Source organism: Actinacidiphila sp. bgisy145 (assembly GCF_057708125.1).
The window spans coordinates 88604-105885 of record NZ_JBYIRL010000022.1; the positions used below are offsets into that span (position 1 = coordinate 88604).

16 protein-coding genes are annotated in these 17282 nt (G+C 75.9%); 8 read left to right on the forward strand and 8 right to left on the reverse strand.

Annotated elements, in window-relative coordinates:
* Positions 1 to 18: 18 nt before the first annotated feature.
* Together AC3ERT_RS20830 and AC3ERT_RS20835 are read left to right on the forward strand one after the other, a co-directional pair.
* Entirely contained in the window at positions 19 to 945 is a 927-nt protein-coding gene (locus AC3ERT_RS20830; protein ID WP_435175951.1) for an oxygenase MpaB family protein, read from the forward strand.
* Between the two features lie 256 nt (positions 946 to 1201).
* A complete protein-coding gene (locus AC3ERT_RS20835; RefSeq protein WP_435134662.1) occupies positions 1202 to 3343 on the forward strand; it encodes a serine/threonine-protein kinase in 2142 nt (713 codons plus the stop codon).
* 32 nt (positions 3344 to 3375) lie between these two features.
* Here the strand turns inward: AC3ERT_RS20835 and cpt are convergent, their stop codons facing one another.
* Positions 3376 to 3930, reverse strand: coding sequence for a chloramphenicol phosphotransferase CPT (gene cpt / locus AC3ERT_RS20840; protein WP_435175953.1), 555 nt, complete (start codon positions 3928 to 3930; stop codon positions 3376 to 3378).
* A gap of 68 nt (positions 3931 to 3998) precedes the next feature.
* Between cpt and AC3ERT_RS20845 the strand changes: the two genes are divergently transcribed.
* Positions 3999 to 4847 (forward strand): endonuclease/exonuclease/phosphatase family protein, encoded by an 849-nt coding sequence (locus tag AC3ERT_RS20845; RefSeq protein WP_435175955.1) that lies wholly within the window; start codon positions 3999 to 4001, stop codon positions 4845 to 4847.
* 34 nt (positions 4848 to 4881) lie between these two features.
* Here the strand turns inward: AC3ERT_RS20845 and AC3ERT_RS20850 are convergent, their stop codons facing one another.
* From AC3ERT_RS20850 to AC3ERT_RS20860, 3 genes are all read right to left on the reverse strand, one after another.
* Complete coding sequence (locus AC3ERT_RS20850; protein ID WP_435175957.1) at positions 4882 to 5472, reverse strand: DUF4865 family protein; 591 nt, start codon at positions 5470 to 5472, stop codon at positions 4882 to 4884.
* Positions 5473 to 5517: 45 nt separating this feature from the next.
* Positions 5518 to 6093, reverse strand: coding sequence for an isochorismatase family protein (locus tag AC3ERT_RS20855; RefSeq protein WP_335979936.1), 576 nt, complete (start codon positions 6091 to 6093; stop codon positions 5518 to 5520).
* An 85-nt stretch (positions 6094 to 6178) separates the two neighbouring features.
* Positions 6179 to 6658: a CGNR zinc finger domain-containing protein gene (locus tag AC3ERT_RS20860; protein ID WP_435175959.1), complete on the reverse strand. Its 480-nt coding sequence runs from the start codon at positions 6656 to 6658 to the stop codon at positions 6179 to 6181.
* Positions 6659 to 6763: 105 nt separating this feature from the next.
* Here AC3ERT_RS20860 and AC3ERT_RS20865 point away from each other — a divergent pair, with 105 nt between their 5' ends.
* Together AC3ERT_RS20865 and AC3ERT_RS20870 are read left to right on the forward strand one after the other, a co-directional pair.
* Positions 6764 to 7630, forward strand: coding sequence for an alpha/beta fold hydrolase (locus tag AC3ERT_RS20865; protein ID WP_435175961.1), 867 nt, complete (start codon positions 6764 to 6766; stop codon positions 7628 to 7630).
* 125 nt (positions 7631 to 7755) lie between these two features.
* A complete protein-coding gene (locus AC3ERT_RS20870) occupies positions 7756 to 7995 on the forward strand; it encodes a DUF397 domain-containing protein (RefSeq protein ID WP_335979934.1) in 240 nt (79 codons plus the stop codon).
* A gap of 66 nt (positions 7996 to 8061) precedes the next feature.
* On the opposite strand, the gene AC3ERT_RS20875 is transcribed toward AC3ERT_RS20870, so the two are convergent.
* Together AC3ERT_RS20875 and AC3ERT_RS20880 are read right to left on the reverse strand one after the other, a co-directional pair.
* Positions 8062 to 8769: a maleylpyruvate isomerase family mycothiol-dependent enzyme gene (locus tag AC3ERT_RS20875; RefSeq protein WP_435175963.1), complete on the reverse strand. Its 708-nt coding sequence runs from the start codon at positions 8767 to 8769 to the stop codon at positions 8062 to 8064.
* Entirely contained in the window at positions 8766 to 9419 is a 654-nt protein-coding gene (locus tag AC3ERT_RS20880) for a pyridoxine/pyridoxamine 5'-phosphate oxidase (protein ID WP_435136924.1), read from the reverse strand. Before AC3ERT_RS20880 ends, AC3ERT_RS20875 begins: the two co-directional genes overlap by 4 nt.
* A 49-nt stretch (positions 9420 to 9468) precedes the next feature.
* Between AC3ERT_RS20880 and AC3ERT_RS20885 the strand changes: the two genes are divergently transcribed.
* The 3 genes from AC3ERT_RS20885 to AC3ERT_RS20895 all read left to right on the forward strand — a co-directional run bounded on the left by AC3ERT_RS20885 (position 9469) and on the right by AC3ERT_RS20895 (position 13702).
* A complete protein-coding gene (locus tag AC3ERT_RS20885; protein WP_435175965.1) occupies positions 9469 to 10089 on the forward strand; it encodes a CGNR zinc finger domain-containing protein in 621 nt (206 codons plus the stop codon).
* Positions 10090 to 10434: 345 nt separating this feature from the next.
* Positions 10435 to 13158 (forward strand): ATP-binding protein, encoded by a 2724-nt coding sequence (locus AC3ERT_RS20890; protein WP_435175967.1) that lies wholly within the window; start codon positions 10435 to 10437, stop codon positions 13156 to 13158.
* Between the two features lie 43 nt (positions 13159 to 13201).
* Positions 13202 to 13702, forward strand: a complete 501-nt coding sequence (locus AC3ERT_RS20895) for a hypothetical protein (protein ID WP_335979921.1) — start codon at positions 13202 to 13204, stop codon at positions 13700 to 13702.
* Between the two features lie 119 nt (positions 13703 to 13821).
* On the opposite strand, the gene AC3ERT_RS20900 is transcribed toward AC3ERT_RS20895, so the two are convergent.
* Both AC3ERT_RS20900 and AC3ERT_RS20905 read right to left on the reverse strand, forming a co-directional pair.
* Positions 13822 to 15819 (reverse strand): N-acetylmuramoyl-L-alanine amidase, encoded by a 1998-nt coding sequence (locus AC3ERT_RS20900; RefSeq protein ID WP_435175969.1) that lies wholly within the window; start codon positions 15817 to 15819, stop codon positions 13822 to 13824.
* Positions 15820 to 16139: 320 nt separating this feature from the next.
* Entirely contained in the window at positions 16140 to 17219 is a 1080-nt protein-coding gene (locus AC3ERT_RS20905) for an aminoglycoside phosphotransferase family protein (protein WP_335979920.1), read from the reverse strand.
* Positions 17220 to 17282: the final 63 nt, after the last annotated feature.

Genomic DNA, 17282 nt, shown 5'->3' on the forward strand with positions numbered 1-17282 from the left:
ACGGCGGAGGAGGCGGCCATGCACGGTGCGGACCCGAAGGTGGACCCGAATCCGAATTCGTACCCGAGCCCGGCACCGGGCCCCGACCCCGGCCCCGGGCTCTTCGGCCCGGACTCGGTGACCTGGCAACTGCACGCCGACCCGATCATGTGGATCGCCGGTATCCGCGCGCTCTACCTCCAGGCGCTGCACCCGCGCGCGGTGCGCGGCGTCGCGCAGAACTCCGACTTCCGCCGCGACGCGTGGGGCCGCCTGCTGCGCACCGCGTCCTTCGTCGGCCGCATCACCTACGGGACCGCGCCGGACGCGGAGGCGGCCGGGGCCCGTATCCGCGGCATCCACCGCCGGCTCTCCGCCGTCGACCCCGCGACCGGGGAGCGGTTCGGCGTCGACGACCCGGAACTGCTGCTGTGGGTGCACTGCGCGGAGATCGACTCCTACCTGCACGTCGCGCGCCGCTCCGGCTTCCCGCTGACCGACGCGCAGGCGGACGCCTACGTCGGTGAGCAGCGCGAGGCCGCGCGGCTGGTGGGCCTGGACCCGGTCGGCGTGCCCGGCGACACCGCGCGGCTGGCCCGCTACTTCGCCGAGGTCCGCCCCGAACTGGCCGCCACACCCGAGGCGTTCGACGTGGTGCGGTTCCTGACGGCGCCGCCGGTGCCCGCAGTGCTGCGCCCGCTGCGGGCGCTGGTGTGGCCGGCGGTCGCGGGCACGGCGTTCGGGGCGCTGCCGCCGTACGCCCACGCGCTGTACGGGCGCGACGCGCCGCCGCGGGCGGCGGCCGACCGCCGGCTGCGGGTCGCGGGGCGGCTGCTGCGGGCGGTGCCGGCCGCCGTGCGCTGGCGGCTGCCGCCCGGCCACATCCCCAGGGCGGTCGCCCGGCTCGGCCCCGACACGCGCCCCTCGGTCCGGCGTCTGCCGTCCGGCGAGCCCGAAGTGCCCTGACGCGCTGTCCCCCTTTGTCGCCCCTCCCGGCCATACTGGGGGCGGGGAAGCACCGAAGAGCACCGACAGGCACGGGGGCACGGCGCTGATGGAGGCTGGACACCGCAACGGCCAGTACGGACCCGGCGGCGCGGCACCGCCCGCCGACCGGTCCGCCGGCATGACCACCGGGATGACCACCGGTACGGACACGAGAACGGCGACAGGGACGGCGGGCGTGGGCACTGCGGAGCCGAGAGGCGGCCGCGACGACAGCATGCTGATCCAGAGCCGCTACCGGCTGCACGAACTGATCGGCCGCGGCGGCATGGGCGAGGTGTGGCGCGCGCTCGACGAGTCGCTGGGCCGCCGGGTCGCCGTCAAGTGCCTCAAGCCCATGGGGCACTCCGGGGACGCCGGGTTCACCCGTGTCCTCCAGGAGCGGTTCCGGCGCGAGGCGCGGGTGGCCGCCGCCCTCCAGCACCGCGGCATCACCGTGGTGCACGACTTCGGCGAGCACGACGGGCTGCTCTTCCTGGTGATGGAGTTGCTCGACGGCCGCAACCTGCTCCAGGTCCTCGACGACGCCGGGCGGCGCCCGCTGCCGGTGCCCGACATCAGCGACATCGCGGAGCAGGTCGCCGCGGCCCTGGCCTACACGCACGCCCAGGGCGTGGTGCACCGCGACCTGAAACCGGCCAACATCATGCGGCTGACCGACGGCACCGTGAAGATCTGCGACTTCGGCATCGCCCGGCTCGGCCACGACATCGGCTTCACCTCGCGCCTGACCGGCACCGGCGTGGCCATGGGCACCCCGCACTACATGTCGCCCGAGCAGATCGGGAACTCCGCCGTCGACCAGCGCAGCGACCTGTACTCGCTGGGCTGCGTGCTGTACGAACTGGCCACCGGGCACCCGCCGTTCGACCTCGGCGACGCCTGGTCGATCCTGGTCGGGCACCGCGACAACACGCCCGAGCCGCCGCGCACGGAGCGGCCCGAGCTGCCGGTGGAGCTGGAGCGGCTGATCCTCGACCTGCTCGCCAAGGACCCCGACGACCGCCCGCAGGACGCCGCCGACGTCGCCGGGCGGCTCAAGGCGATGAACGCGGCGGAGAAGGCCGCGCTGCCGCCCGGCGGCGCGGTGCCCGACTGGGCGCGGGGGCTGACCACCGGACCGCAGGCCCGCTCCACCCGGCCCCGTACGGCCGCCGCCGGCGCCCGGCACGAGCTGACCGGTGCCTGGTCCACCCGCACCGTCACCGCCTCCGCCGACCCGACCGCGCTGGCCGAACTCGCCGCCCGCCAGGCCGAGGCCGACGACCTGGGCCGGATCGGCAACTGGCAGCAGGCGTACGAACTGCACACCGCCGTCGCCACCGCCCGCGACCGCGCCCAGGGCACCGAGCACCCCGACACCCTCGCCAGCCGCCACGAAGCGGCCTACTGCCTGACGCAGCTCGGCCGGGCCGAGGAGGCGCTGCGGCTGTACGCGTACGTCGCCGAGGTGCGCCGCCGGGTGCTCGGCCCCGACCACGGCGACACGCTCGCCGCGCGGCACGAAGCGGCGTACGCGCTCGGCTCGCTCGGCCGGCACCTGGAGGCCCACCAGGAGTTCTCCGAGGTGCTCGACGCCCGCGAGCGCACCGTGGGCGCAGAGCACCCCGACACGCTGCGGTGCAAGCACAACCTCGCCTACAACCTGGCGCAGTTGGGCCGCACCCAGGAGGCGTACACCACCGCGGTGGAGGTCGCCGACGCCCGGTCGCGGGTGCTCGGCCCGGAGGACCCCGAGACGCTGGGCACCCGGTTCGAGGTCGGTTTCACCCTCGGCCGCTCCGGGCGCTGGGCCGACGCGCTGGAGGTCTACCAGGAGGTCGGCGCGGTCCGCGCCCGCGTGCTCGGCCCCGAGCACCCCGCCACGCTCGCGGTGCGCTACGAGACGGGCATCTGCCTGACCCGGCTGGGCCGGGCGTCCGACGCGCTCGCGCTCTTCGAGGAGCTGGTCGCCGACCTCACCCGGACCGTCGGCTCCGGCGACGAGGAGACGCTGCGGGCCCGGCAGGCGCTCGGCGTCAACCTCGGCCGCCTCGGCCAGTGGGACCGCGCGCTGGCCGAGGCGCGCGACGTGGCCGCCGTCCGGCAGCGGGTGCTGGGTGCCGACCACGCCGACACCCTCGTCAGCAAGCGGGAGATCGCCGTCTGCCTGGGGTGGCTCGGCCGCTGGGGCGACGCGCTGGGCGTCTACCGCGAGGTCGCCGACGCGCGCGAGGCCCTGCTCGGCCCGGCCCACCCCGACACCCTCACCAGCCGCAACGACGAGGCGCGCTGCCTGGAGCACCTCGGCCGCACCGAGGAGGCCCAGGCCCTCTACCGCCAGGTCGCCGCGCACGGCGACGGGCCCGAACGCCTTTAGGCCGTGTCCCAGTGGCCCCGCCGGTTCACGTCTCACGGCACGACGTGGGACGCGATCGTACGGGCGCAGGCCGCCGGGCCGGTGCGGGTGGTGTCGACCTCCAGGTCGTAGTCGACGCCGGTGTGGACGACGGCCGCCTGCCGGGCTGCCATGCCGGGCGTGCGGTCGCCGCGGGCGGCCTCGCGGGCGGCGGCGACCGCGGGCGCGCAGCGCACCCCGACCCACAGCACCCCGAGCCCGGCGGTCGCCTCGCGCCAGCGGGCCTGGGAGGCGGCGCCGCCGAGGAAGACCTCGTCGATGACCAGGTGCGCGCCGACGCGGGCGGTCGCGGCCATGCCCAGCGCCCAGGCGTCGTCGAGCCGGCGGAACTCCTCGCCCGGCACCACCTCGCCGTCCGGCCCGAACGCGATGCCCCCGCTGCTCGCCGCCGTGCCCTCCCCGCGCATCCGGGCCGGCAGTGCCGCGACGAGCGTGTCGGTGCCGAACGTCAGCCACGGCGGGCCCGGCAGCACCTCCTGGAGGGCGCGGGCGATGCTGGTCTTCCCCGCGCTGGAACCGCCGTTGAGAATGATCACCTGAGTCGACATCCCGCCACCGTAGGCGGACCGGAAGGACGGGCCCAGTGAATTCCGACGGCACCGCAGCGATAAGGGTCATGACCTGGAACCTCTGGTGGCGGTTCTCCGGCTGGCGCGAGCGGCGCGAGGCGATCCTGCACACGCTTCAGGCCGAACGGCCGGACGTGCTCGGCGTGCAGGAGGTGTGGGCGGACAGCGGCCCGGGCGGCGAGAACCTGGCCGGGTGGCTGGCCGAGCGCCTCGGCATGCACTGGACCTGGTCACGCGCCACGGCGCAGGAGCGCTGGCACGCCCGCAACGGCGGCGACACCGGTGTCGACGTCGGCGTGGCCGTGCTGAGCCGGTATCCGTTCCTGGCGGTGGCCGAGCGCGCGCTGCCCACGCCGCCCGGCCACCGCGACGACGGCAAGACCGCGCTGCACACCCTCCTGGACGCCCCCGGCGGGCCGCTGCCCTTCTTCACCACCCACCTCGACTCCGGCCTCGCCGCGTCCGAGGTGCGCTGCGCGCAGGTCCGGGAGCTGGCCGCGTTCGTCGCCGAGCACGCCCGCGGGCCCTACCCGCCGGTCGTCACCGGCGACTTCAACGCCGAACCCGACTTCGACGAGATGCGGCTGATCCGCGGCTACCAGACCGCGCCCGCCGTCCCCGGCCAGGTGCTGCTGGACGCGTGGCGGTTCGCCGATCCGGCGCTGCCGCAGGGCACCTGGGACATCCGCACCCCGGAGGCGGTGAACTTCGGCGGCCGCCCGAGCTGCGTCGACCACATCCTCGTCGGCCCGCCGGGGCCGGACAGCCGCGGCTGGGTCCGCACCGTCCGCCGCACCGGGGACCGGCCGGTCGCCGGGGTGTGGCCCTCCGACCACGCCGCCGTCCTCGCCGAACTCAGCCCGCCGGACCCGTCGTTGCGGCTGAGCGGCGCCTGACCGGGCCCGCCCGCCACCATGCGTACGGCAGCCCTCAGGCGGGGCCGGCACCGGTGTCGATGGTGTCGAGCCCGGGGCGGGAGAGGTGCAGCACCTGGAAGCGTTCGGCGCCGGGCTCCTCGGGGGCCGCGTCCCGCCAGAGCGTGAAGCGCAGCAACTCCCAGTGCCGCGGGTCGAGCAGCAGCGCCGCGCAGTGCACGCCGGGCCGCGCCGCGTCCTTGCGCAACTGGGCGGACGCGCGGGCCGCGACCTCTTCGAGCGGTTCGTCCGCGCGCAGCGGCCGGGCCGCGCGGGTGGCGGCCGCGGGCACCTCGGCGGCGGCCGGGCCGCGGGCGAAGGCGAGTCCGGTCCAGTGCTCGACGGCCGGGCGGCCGAAGTCCGCGACCAGGCCGCGGAATCCGGGGCCGCACAGGAAGCTGTTCATCCCGTGGGCGGTGTTCCACAGGTAGAACGGGGCGTACTCGTTCACGGGCGATCCGTCGGTGCCGCGCTCCCGGATCAGGTACGCCTTCAGCCCCAACCCCGGGAAGGCGTCCAGCAGATGGCCCCGGGTCTCGACGCGGTGGCGGATGACGCCCATGTCGTAGTCGGCGGGCAGGACGATGCGGTAGTTCATGCCGTGCACGGGCGGCTGCTCCTGGGGTTCGGTTCCAGCGGGCGGTCGGGGCGGTCAGGCGAAGCACACGTCGGCGCAGGCGACCACCGTGCCGAAGCGGGGGAAGTCCAGGGTCACAGAGGCGTCGTGCTCGGCCGCGGTCATGCCGGACATCGCGTCGTGGGCGAAGACCAGCCGGTAGCCGAGGTCGGCGGCGGTGCGGGCGGTGGACTCCACGCCGACGTTGGTGGCGATCCCGGCCAGCACCAGGGTGTCGATGCCGTGCGTCCGCAGCAGCGCGTCCAACTCGGTGCCGTGGAACGCCCCGATGGAGCGCTTGACCACCAGCGCGTCCGCGAGCGCGGCGACCTCCGGCACCAGGTCGCTGCCGGGCGGCTGCTCGGCCGCCCCCGAGCGCTGCGCGCGGACCGCCACCACCGGCGCGCCCGCCGCGCGGAAGGCCGCCGCCAGCCGCACCGCCGCGGTGACCACCTCCGGCCCCGGGTACGGGGCGAGCGGCAGCGCGACGAGCCGGTCCATGAGGTCGACGAGCACGAGTGCGGTACGGGCGGGGTCCAGACCCGGCGCGAGCGGGGACTCGCGCTCGGGGACGCCGCCGGCCGCGCGGTAACCGTGATCATGTGCGGTCATGATCGCGACCATACCGGCCGCGTCCGGCGTGCGGGCGGGATTCGAACAGCCATGTACGGCACGGGAGTTGGTCCGCGGGGATGGGTCAGCGGGTGCGTTCGTAGTGGCGGCGCGCCTTTGCGCGGTTGCCGCAGACGGCCATCGAGCACCAGCGGGCGCGGTTGGCGCGGCTGCGGTCGAGCAGGAACAGCCGGCACTCGTCGTTGGCGCACGGGCGGAGCCGGCCGGGCATGTGCTTCTCGGTGGCGGCCCAGGCAAGCACTGCCTCGACGGCCAGCCGGGCATGCGGCGGGGTCTCGACCGTCCACTCGAGACCGTCGGACGTGATGACCGGGGTCCGGCGGACCCCTTCGAGCAGCGGGCCCAACGCGGCTGGTGGGCGTTCCCGGAGCACGACGTCCCGCAGGACGTCCCGTGCTCCGCGCAGCAGCGCGAGTTCCGCCGGGCTGCCGTCGCCGCCGTGCTCCCGCGCCCAGCGCCGTCCTCCGGCCGGGTCGCCGAGCGCGTCCTGCTCCTCGCCGTTGACCAGCGGCCTGCTGTTGAGCAGGTCCAGCAGCGTGTCCATCCGGCGCCACTCCTCTCTAACCCCTTCACGTCGTTTGACAGGTTAGCTCACCACGTGCTTGCATCGCGAAGGACTAACCAGTTCAAAGACGCAAAGGGGTTAGGCATGAGCTCGGTGCACCACCGGACCGCCACCATCGACGGCCGCCGGATCTTCTACCGCGAAGCCGGCCCCACCGGCGCCCCCGCGGTGGTCCTGCTGCACGGCTACCCGACCAGCTCGTTCATGTTCCGCGCCCTCGTCCCGCTGCTGGCCGACGACTACCACGTCATCGCGCCGGACCACCTCGGCTTCGGCCACTCCGACGCCCCCCTTGTGGGCGAGTTCGCCTACACCTTCGACGCCCTCGCCGACCTCACCTCCCACCTGCTCGACCACCTGGGCCTGGACCGCTACGCCCTCTACGTCCAGGACTACGGTGCCCCCATCGGGTGGCGCCTGGCGCTCCGGCACCCCGAACGGATCTCGGCCCTTGTCACCCAGAACGGCAACGGCTACGAGGACGGTTTCGTCGAGTCGTTCTGGGCCGACGTCTGGGCCTACGGGGCGAACCCCGGTCCTGACACCGAGCCCGCCGTCCGCGCCGCGCTGGGCGTCGACGCCATCCGCTGGCAGTACCTGCACGGCGTGCCCGATCCGAGCCTGGTCAGCCCGGACACCTGGGAGCACGACGCCGCGCTCGTCTCCCGGGAGGGCAACGACGAGGTCCAGCTGGCACTGTTCCGCGACTACCGGAACAACCGCGCGCTCTACCCGCTGCTGCACGAGTTCCTGCGCACCAGCGAGGTTCCGGTGCTCGCGGTGTGGGGCCGCAACGACGAGATCTTCGGACCGGCGGGCGCGCGGGCCTTCGCTCGCGACGCCAAGGACGCGGAGGTGCACCTGGTCGACGGCGGTCACTTCCTGCTGGAGAGCCACCTTGACGTCGTTGCGGGACATCTGCGCGGCTTCCTCGGGCGGGTGCTGGGATGAGCCGGGAGCGCCATACCGTATCGGGGCGGGGGCACGTGCGGGTTCCGGTATGTTCCGCAGGTCCCGGGCGACCCCGATAGTGTGGGGGCGGACGTCGATGCGGGAGATGTGGGAGGAGTCGGGACGTGGCCGAGAGCACTGCCGGACAGCCGTTGGCCAACGGGAAGAAGCCGCAGGTGGATCTGACCGGGGCGGAGTGGCTGTCCAGCAGCCAGGGCACCGGGGACGTGCAGATCGCCTTCGTGGAGGGCTATATCGCGATGCGGGACGGCCGCAACCCCGACGGCCCCGCGCTGATCTTCACCCCCGCGGAGTGGCGGGCGTTCGTGCTGGGCGCGCGCGACGGCGAGTTCGACCTGACGTGACCCCGACCGGCGGCGCCGCCCCGGGCCCCCTGATGCGGGGAACGCGGGGCGGCGCCGCCGGGTCCGTCAGGGCCAGGTGCCCAGACGCGGCAACTCCGGTGCGGTCAGCGGGAGTTCCGGATGGCGGCCGGCGAGCCAGGCCGCGAGGTCGGTCAGGCGGCCCGCGACGGGCAGCGGTGTCCCGGAGCCGTACGTCCGGGTGAACTCCGCGTCGGTGGCGGTGAACGTCACTTCGTACCCGGCCGGGACGCGTGACGCGAGGAAGCCGATCAGGTGGACGCACAGGGGCGCCGGCCACTCGTGGGTGCCGTAGCCGAGGTCGGCGTCGGCGGTGTGGATCTCCAACTCCCGCCACCAGGCGAGCCCGGCGTCCCGCAGGGTGCCGTCGCGGTAGCGCACCGGCCGATCCCAGTCGTCCGGCCCGACCGCGGACCAGGACGCCTCCACCTCGTCCAGCGCGTCCGCCAGCGCGGGCGCGAGCTGCTGCACCGGGCGCCGGTGCCCGGCCTCGATGGCGGCGTCCCGCGCGGCGCGGCCCCCGTCGTAGACCTCGATGAGCTTGCCGCGCAGGGCGTAGCGGGCCTGCCGGGCCAGGGCGAGGCCGACCCCTTCGAGGTGGGTGAGCACATGGCCGCGGGTCCAGCCGGGCAGCGGGGTGGGCCCGCGCAGTATCCCGTCGGTCAGACCCGGCAGCAGGGCGCGCAGCCGCGACTGCCCCGCGGCGAGTGCCGTGGGGAGTGCGGTGGGCAGTTCGGCGGGCGAGATCCCGGTCACGGCCACAGCAGTCCACGCTCCCAACCGGCGTCCGTACGGCGGTAGTCGACGCGGGTGTGCCGCCGCTGCTTGTCGCCCTGCCAGAACTCGACCTGCTCGGCGCGCAGGGTGTACAGCGTCCAGCCGGGTGCGACCGCCCTCGGTTCGGCGGCGAGGCGTTCGGCGGCGGCGCGCACCTCGGCGTCGCGGAGCGCGAGGTCGCTCAGCGGGGTGCTCTGCCGGCCGAGCAGCGCCTCGGCGCGCGCGCCGGGGGAGCGGGCGAGGAAGTCGGCGGCGGACTCCTCGGGGCCGCCGGGGCGCACCGTGCCGCGTACCCGCACCTGGCGGGCGAGCGGCGACCAGTAGAAGGTGAGCGCCGCGGCCGGGTGGCTCGCGAGCTCCCGGCCCTTGCGGCTGCCCGCGTCGGCGGCGAACTGCCAGCCGTCGGCGGTGACGTCCTTGCAGATCAGCACGCGGGCGGACGGGTGGCCGTCCAGGCCGGTGGTGGACACGGTCACCGCGTGCGGTTCGCGCACGCCGGACCGGATGGCGGTCAGCAGCCACTCGACGAACAACTCGTGCGGGTCCGCGGGCAGTTCCGAGACGTCGAAGTCCGGCAGCTCCCCCTCGAACACCTCGATCTCGCGCAGTACCTCGCGCAGGTCGGACACGAATACCCCCTCTGCGTTTAATGGTGTGTGGCGACGATACCATTAGCCCATGCCGGTTGATCATCTTGCCCTCGCCCTCGCGGTCACCGTCCGCCACGACGGGCACGGCGGCGTCGCGGACGACCTCGCCGACCCCGACGGCCTGACCGCCTGGCTGCGGCAGCACACGGGGGCCCTGGCGGAGTACGGCTTCGCGGACGGCGGCGCCGCGGCCGACCCGGCGATGCTCGCCGCCGCCGTCGCGGTACGCACCGCCCTGCGCGCCCTGTTCGCCCGGGCGGTGCTGCCCGGGGCGCCCAGCAAGGCCGACGCCGGGCGGCTGCCCGACGCCGGCGCGGCCCTGGACGGGCTCAACACGGCCGCCGCCCGGGTGCCGGTCACCCACCGCCTGCTGTGGCCGGCCGGCGGCGCACCGCTGGGCGGCTACCGCGTGGCCCGCGACCACACCCGCGCCGACCTGCTCGCCGCCGCCCTGGCCCGGGCCGGCATGGCCTTCCTCACCAGCCCCGACCGCACCCGGCTGCGCGCCTGCCCTGCCCCCCGCTGCGTGCGCTACTTCGTCCAGGCGCACGCCCGCCAGGAGTGGTGCAAGCCCTCCTGCGGCAACCGCGCCCGCGTCGCCCGCCACCACGCCCGCCACCGCGACCAGCCCACCGACAGCCCCGGTTGACCTCCCCCGCGCGGAGCAGCGGCAGGCCGCCTCGGCGGCACGGGGGCGCGCCTTCGTTACGGCGGGTAACGGGGGCGCGTGCGGGGCGCACAGGAGCTTTGGCGGGGAGTGGGGCCCGGCCGCGGTGGTGGCGGGCCCGGCCCCCGTGGGAGGGTCGCGGCGGGCCGACCGGGAGGCACCGCCTCCCCGGGAACCGCGGGGCTCCACCTCGCCGGTACGCCTCCTGCCAGTGGCGTACCGGCACCGTCGTACCCCCTTACCCCACGCATCCGACGGCGTACGCTGTGAACCCACCGGACTGAGTGCGCCGGGCGCGCGCCCCGCCGGTCGGCCAGGGGAGAGACCATGGTGGGACGGACGGTCGGCGGCGCCCGCACGCTGTTCGAGCGCGACGCCGAACTGTCCGCCGTCGAGGAGGGGTTGGCCGCGCTCTGCGACCCGGCGCCCGGCCGGCGGCGAGGCGGCCTGCTGGCGTTCGCCGCCCCGGCCGGCCTCGGCAAGACGACCCTGCTCGCCGAAGTGCGCTCCCGGGCCGCGGACCGCGGCTGCACCGTGCTGTCCGCCCGCGGCGGCGACCAGGAGCAGCAGGTCGCCTTCCACGTCGCCCGGCAACTCCTGCAACCGCCGCTGGCCGGCGCCACCGAGGCCGACGTCCGGGCGGCGCTGGGCAGTTGGTACGGCATCGTGGGCCCGGCGCTCGGCCTGTGCACCGCGCAGGCCGCCGGCCAGGGCGCCGCCCCCGACCCGCAGGGCCTGCGCGACGGCCTGGATTGGGTGCTGACCCATGTCGCGGTCCAGCACGCCCCGGTGGTGCTGGTCCTCGACGACGCGCACTGGGCCGACCCGCAGTCGCTGAACTGGCTGGCCGCCTTCGCGCCCCGCACCGACGACCTCGCGCTGCTCGTCGTGGTCGCCTACCGCCCGGACGAACTGCCGCCGTCCGCCGAGGCGTTCCGCGGCCTGCCCGGCCGCGCGGGCCACCGCCCGCTGGGCCTGGAGCCGCTGACCGCGGACGCCATCGGCCGGCTGGTACGCGACCGGGTCGGCGCGCACGCCGACGAGGAGTTCTGCCGGGAGTGCTGGGCGGTCACCGCCGGAAACCCCTTCGAGGCGGTCGAGTTGGCCGTCAAGGTCCGCGACCGCGGGCTGCCGCCCGACGGCGGCAGCGTGCACCTGCTGCGGGACCTGGCGGCCGCCGCCAAGGGCAGCGGGCTCGTCGCCCGGCTGGAGCGCCTGGGCCCCTCGACGGTCCGGCTGGCCTGGGCCGCCGCCGTGCTCGGCACCGAGATCCAGCCCGCGCTGGCCGCCACCGTGGCTGGCCTGGGCAGCCAGGAGGCGGCCGACTGCGCGGACCGGCTGCGCGCCGCCCGCGTCCTGACCGGCGGCCGCACCCTGGAGTTCGTCCACCCGCTGATCGCCACCGCCGTCTACCGCGCGATACCCGGCGCGATCCGCGTCGCCCTGCACGGCAAGGCCGCCTTCGCGGTGCTCGACGCGGGGCTCGGCCCCACCGCCGCCGCCCGGCACCTGCTGGAGACCCACCCGGAGGAGGACCCGTGGGTGGTGCACCAGCTGCGCGCCGCCGCCCGGGAGATCCTGCGGGCCGGCGCCCCCGAGGCGGCCCGCGACTGCCTGGCCCGGGCGCTGCGCGAACCCCCGCCGCCCGGCGAGCGCGCCGCCGTGCGCTACGAACTCGGCTGCGCCACCCAGCTGCTGGAACCGGCGACCACCGCCAACCACCTGCGGGCCGCCCTGGAAGAGCCGATCGACGACCCCGAACTGCGCGACGGCATCATCTTCCTGCTCTCCCAGTCCCTCGCCCACTCCGACCTGCTCAGCGAGGCCGCCGAGGTGGTGGCCGCCGCCGCCCGCACCGCCACCGCGCCGCGCACCCGGCTGCGGATGCAGGCCGAGCAGTTCATGTGGGACGCCTTCCGCGCCGACGAGCCCGACTCGCCCGGCCGCTCCCGCCGGCTGGCCCGCCTCGCCGACCGCCTCACCGGCCGCGACCTCACCGAGCGGTACATCATCGGCCTGCGCGCCTGGGACGCCACCTTGCGCGGCGAGCCCACCGGCACCGTCCTGCGCCACGCCGCCCGGGCGCTGCACGGCGGCCTGCCCTGGGTCGAGGAGGGCCGCGGCTTCGAGGTGCCGGTGCTCGTGGCGATGACCTACGCCTACGCCGACCGTCCCGAGCGCGCCGAGGAGCTGTTCGCCGAGGGCATCGCCGACTTCGAACGCCACGGCTGGCGCGGCGCGCACCTGTCCTTCGGGTACGTCCTGCTCGGCTACGTCCGCCACCGCTGCGGACGGCTCGCCGAGGCCGAGGAACTGGCCCGCGACGGGCTGCGGCTGGCCGAGCGGGTCGGCCGCGGCACCCCCGTGCAGTGGTACGCCGTCGCGGTGCTCGCCGGGGTGCTCGTCGCCCGCGGCCGCGCCGCCGAGGCGGCCGAACTCGCCGCCGGCTACGCCTTCGCCGCGCCCTTCCCGGCCGCCGTGACCTTCCCCGACGCCCAGGCCGTGCACGGCGAGATCCTGCTCGCCCTGGGCCGCCGCGAGGAGGCCGCCGCGGAACTGGCCGCCGTCGGGCGGCGGCTCGACGCGCGCGGCATGCGCAACCCCGGCTGGTGCCCCTGGCAGCTGCACCTCGCCCTCGCGCAGGCGCCGGACGACCCCGGGCAGGCGGCGCGCACCGCGCTCGACGCGGTCGCCAGAGCCCGGCAGTTCGGCGCGCCGTCGGCGATCGGGAGCGCGCTGCGGGTGGCCGCCGAGGTGATCGGCGGCCCGCGCGGCCTGGACCTGCTCGCCGAGGCCATCGCCCACCTGGAGGCGTCGCCGGCCGCCCACGAGCTGGCGGCGGCGCTGGTCGCCCAGGGAACCGCGCTGCGCGCGGCCGGCCGGGGCGGCGCCGCGCAGGCCCTGCGGCGCGGTCTGGACGGCGCGGTGCGCTGCGGCGCCGACGGCCTGGCCGGTACCGCCAGGACCGAACTCGCCCGGGTGCCCGCGCCGCGCCGCCCGTCCGAGGCGGGACCGCAGGCCGCGCCGTTCGCGGCACCGCGGGAGACCTGAAACGGGCTCCCGTCAAGACCCCGCCACCACGTACGATGGCAGCATGTCCTTCCTCCGCCGCCGTAGCGCAGCCACGCCCACCGGGCCGGACTTCGATGTCCTCGCGATGGACCCGGGGGACTGGCCCGGCGACCTGGGCGCGGGGCTGCTGCCCGGCGCCGACGGCAGCTGCCAGGGCATCTACCTGCGGTACGACCTGTTCGGCGGCCGCGGCCCCTCGATGCTGATCGGGAACCTCCCCGAGGGCTCGCCGGCCCGCGAGCTGGAGGAGGGCCAGGTGCCCTTCGAGGTGGCGCAGCTGCTGGCCGCGCTCGGCAACGACGAACCGGCCGAGGTCGTCGACATCGAGGGCACCCCGGTGATGCTCGCCGACGGGCCGCTCATCGTGCGCCGGATCAAGATCTCCGAATCCCGGGTGGCCTGCGTGCAGTTCGACCGCAGCGACGGCGTCCAGGTCACCATCGCCACCTGGGACCGGCCGATCACCGAGGACCTGTACCAGCTGCTCAAGCCGCTGCCGGCGGAGATGTTCCAGGCCGGCTGAGCCGTCGAACGGGGCAGGCGCTCCGGGCAAGGGCGCTGCGTAAGGGGCGCCATCCCGGGATGGCGCCCCTTACGCGTGCCGGTCACCGAACAGGCCCGCCGCCCGGTGAAGCCGCGCGGCTACGACAGCGCGGACGGCAGCAGCGTCACGTCCGAGGCGAGGACGTACTCCACTCGGTGCCCGAGCTGGATCTCGTAGTACACGTTCGTGCCCCGCACCACCTGGTGGCTCGCGGTGTCGAAGGTGACCGAGTAGTCGTACTCGCCGTGCACCCGGCCCCCGACCACGTACCGCTGGCCGGCCGGGATCGTGTACGGCATCGGGGTCAGCGCCTGCACCGGCACCCCCGCCGGATAGGCGCTCGCCTCCGGGTAGGCGCGGCCGTAGACCGGGACGCTCGCCAGGCCCTTCTTCGGGGTGACGACCAGGCCCGTGGCGTCCACCGCCGTCGGCGCCGACGCCGGGTTGCGGAACCACGCCTTCTGGCCGAGGTACCAGATCGCCGTCCAGTCGCCCTGGCGGCCGGCGACCGCGTACTGCTGGCCGGTGGAGGCCCGGGCGCCCACGTCGTTGACGTCCGTGGTGCTCGCGCCGCCCGCGCCGTGCAGCGCGACGTCCCGCACCAGCGGGGCGTCCTGACTCGGCGCGGTGTACAGCCGCACCGCCTCGGAGCCGTGCGCCGGGCACGCCGCGCCCGCCGTGGCGCAGCCGGTGTAGGCCGGCTGGTTCGCCGCGTAGTCCGGGTCGATCGTCACCTCACCGCCCCACGGGCCCGCCGTCGGCACCACCGGCGCGCCGAGCAGCGCCATGTAGTGGCCCCAGTCCCAGTACGGTCCCGGGTCGGTGTGCATGCCCGGCACGTAGGCGCCCGTGGGGCCCGGCACGTTGTCGTGGCCGAGGATGTGCTGCCGGTTCAGCGGCACGTCGTACTTCTGCGCCAGGTAGCGCACCAGCCGCGCCGAGGAGCGGTACATCGCCTCCGTGTACCAGGCGTCCGGGTCGGTGAGGAACCCCTCGTGCTCGATGCCGATCGACTTCGCGTTGGTGTACCAGTTGCCCGCGTGCCAGCCGACGTCCTTGACCGGCACGTGCTGCGCCACGTGCCCGTCGGAGGAGCGGACCGTGTAGTGCCAGGCCAGGTACGTCGGGTCCTGCACCAGCTTCAGCGAGGTGTCCCACGAACCCTCGGTGTCGTGGATGACGATCGTGTCGATCTTGATGTCCTGCGGCCGGTCGGCGAGGTCGTGGTTGCCGTAGTCCCCGCCGCCGGTCTCCTGGTAGGGCGCCGGCACCCACTCGCAGCCCAGGCCCGGCGGGCACTCGGCAGGCCCGGTGTCGTCCGCGCGAAGCCCGACCCTAGCCGCCTGACCGGCCGCCGGTGCCAGGCCCGGCCGCGCGGCGAGCACCACCCGCTGGCCGCTGTCGGTGGTACGCGCCTGGCCCTGCCGGATCACGTCGAACACGTCGTCGGCGAAGGAGTCCGCGGTGCCCCGGTCGTCCGCGCCGGAGTAGCGCGCGACGGCCGCGTACCAGTCGGCCGGGTCGGCGCTCAGCGGCTCGCCGAGCCGGCGCTGCTCCGCGGCCAGCAGGGCCGCGCCGCCCGCCACGTTGGCCGCCGGCCGCTCGCGCAGGTCGGCCGCCGCAAGACCGGTCAGCGCCGCCGCGCGGTCCACCGTGGTCAGGTTCGCCGGGAAGGACGCCGTGGCCGGCGCCGCCGCCTGCGTGCGGGTGATCAGCGGGCGCGAGGTGTCCCCGCGGCCGTCGTCGCCCCCGTCGCCGGCCTGCCGCACCGGATGGTCGGTGAGCGCGGTCCGCGCGTCGGTCAGGTGCATCGGCCCGTAGCCGCCGGTGACGCTCGGCACGCCCTGGTGGCCGTCCCACCGCGACTCCATGTACGACACGCCCAGCAGCACGCTGCGCGGCACGCCGTACTTCCCGGCGGCGTCGGCGAACGCCCGCTGGAGCGCGCCCGAGGCGTCGGCGTGCGCCGCGGTGCCCGTGCCGAACAGCGGCAGCAGGGCCGCCGCCGCGGCGACCGCCACCGCGGCGCGGGCCCGGCGCGCAGGTGCCGGGGGTCTTCCGGAGACGGGTGGGGGCGGGGGAGCGGAACGCGGCACGACGGCCTCCTCGAAGCGGGGTGGCGGATCACAGCTTCCCCACAGCTACCGGCCGCTCCGACGCTCCGTCAACCACCCGTATACGGCGCGTCCCGCCGCCCCGCTCCCCGCCTTGACCGCCTTTCCGGCCCGCGCCCCCACCGACCTGCCCCGCGCCACTGGCCTACACCTCTGCCCCCGCCCCGCCTCCGCCTGCCACGTTTCCCCGCCCTGTCGACAATGCGCGGGCACCCACTGCGCGGCGGGGGCGAGGCAGCCGGGGAGGGGCGGCGACGGGGAGCGTCCCGCCGGCCGGCGCGGGGCCACGGCGCTCCGACCGCTCACTGCGTGCCGACCGCCGCCCGCACCGCGCCCCGCGCCATCCCGCAGTCGTCGTGCAGCCGGCGCAGCAGCAGCCGCTGCTCCTCTCCCGCCTCGGCGGCACCCGGCGCGGCCGGACCGGTCGCCCGCATCGTCCGCTGCACGGCCGTCTCGTAGGTCCGGATCTCCCGGGTCAGCACCAGCATCAGGTTCACCAGGAAGCCGTCCCGGGCCTCCGCGCCCTGCGCCTGCGCCTGCTGGCTGATCTGCCGGCGCGCCGCTGGGTCGTCCCCGAGCACCGACCACAGCACCGCCAGGTCGTACCCGGGCAGATACCAGCCCGCGTGCTCCCAGTCGACCAGCGCCGGGCCGGCCGGCGACAGCAGCACGTTCGACAGCAGGGCGTCGCCGTGGCAGAACTGGCCCTGCGTGTGCGCCAGTCCGCGCATCAGCTTCTGCAGGTCGCCCAGGTCCCGGTCGGTGAGCAGGCCCAGTTCGTGATAGCGCCCGATCCGCGCCGCGTAGTCGATCGGCGCGTCGAACGACCCCGGGGCCGGCCGCCAGGCGTTAATCCGCGCGTACGCCGTCAGCGCCGCGCGCACATCCGTGCGGGCCGGGGTCTGCACCGGGTGGCGCTGCGGCGCGACCACCCGCCCGGGCACCCGCTCGATCACCAGGACGCAGCTGTCCGGATCGGCGGCGATCAGCCGCGGCACCCGCACCGGCGGGCGCTGCCGGACGAACGTGCGGTAGGCCGCTATCTCGTGGCGGAAACGTTCCGCCCAGGCCGGTGAGTGGTCCAGCAGGCACTTGGCGACGGCCGGCGCCCGGCCGGAGGTACCGATCAGCAGCGCGGTACGCCCGCCGCGCCGCAGCAGCTGCACGGGCGCGAACTCGGGACAGATCCGCTGCACCGCGGCCACCGCGGTCCGCAGCTGCGCCCCCTGAGGGCCGGTCAAGTCGATTCTCCCGCCGATCGGACGGGGCCCGCCGGCCACGGTCCGCCGCAGGGCGGCCGGACGCGGGCGCAGCACCGGCTCGCCGACCGAGGGGTACGCGGGCCGGGGCGGGGCGGACACGGAGGACGATGCCGAATACATGAGTGGAAGCAGATCCCTTCGTGTGCCAACGAGTTGCCAGGGGCGCCGCCCCCGCCCCGGTAC

Bases quoted from the DNA above. Each gene is read 5' to 3' on its own strand.
- AC3ERT_RS20890 (WP_435175967.1), top strand. From the start codon at position 10,435: ATGGTGGGACGGACGGTCGGCGGCGCCCGCACGCTGTTCGAGCGCGAC.
- AC3ERT_RS20835 (WP_435134662.1), top strand. From the start codon at position 1,202: ATGCTGATCCAGAGCCGCTACCGGCTGCACGAACTGATCGGCCGCGGC.
- AC3ERT_RS20865 (WP_435175961.1), top strand. From the start codon at position 6,764: ATGAGCTCGGTGCACCACCGGACCGCCACCATCGACGGCCGCCGGATC.
- AC3ERT_RS20885 (WP_435175965.1), top strand. From the start codon at position 9,469: ATGCCGGTTGATCATCTTGCCCTCGCCCTCGCGGTCACCGTCCGCCAC.
- AC3ERT_RS20830 (WP_435175951.1), top strand. From the start codon at position 19: ATGCACGGTGCGGACCCGAAGGTGGACCCGAATCCGAATTCGTACCCG.
- AC3ERT_RS20860 (WP_435175959.1), bottom strand. From the start codon at position 6,658: ATGGACACGCTGCTGGACCTGCTCAACAGCAGGCCGCTGGTCAACGGC.
- AC3ERT_RS20895 (WP_335979921.1), top strand. From the start codon at position 13,202: ATGTCCTTCCTCCGCCGCCGTAGCGCAGCCACGCCCACCGGGCCGGAC.
- AC3ERT_RS20845 (WP_435175955.1), top strand. From the start codon at position 3,999: ATGACCTGGAACCTCTGGTGGCGGTTCTCCGGCTGGCGCGAGCGGCGC.
- AC3ERT_RS20855 (WP_335979936.1), bottom strand. From the start codon at position 6,093: ATGACCGCACATGATCACGGTTACCGCGCGGCCGGCGGCGTCCCCGAG.
- cpt (WP_435175953.1), bottom strand. From the start codon at position 3,930: ATGTCGACTCAGGTGATCATTCTCAACGGCGGTTCCAGCGCGGGGAAG.
- AC3ERT_RS20905 (WP_335979920.1), bottom strand. From the start codon at position 17,219: ATGTATTCGGCATCGTCCTCCGTGTCCGCCCCGCCCCGGCCCGCGTAC.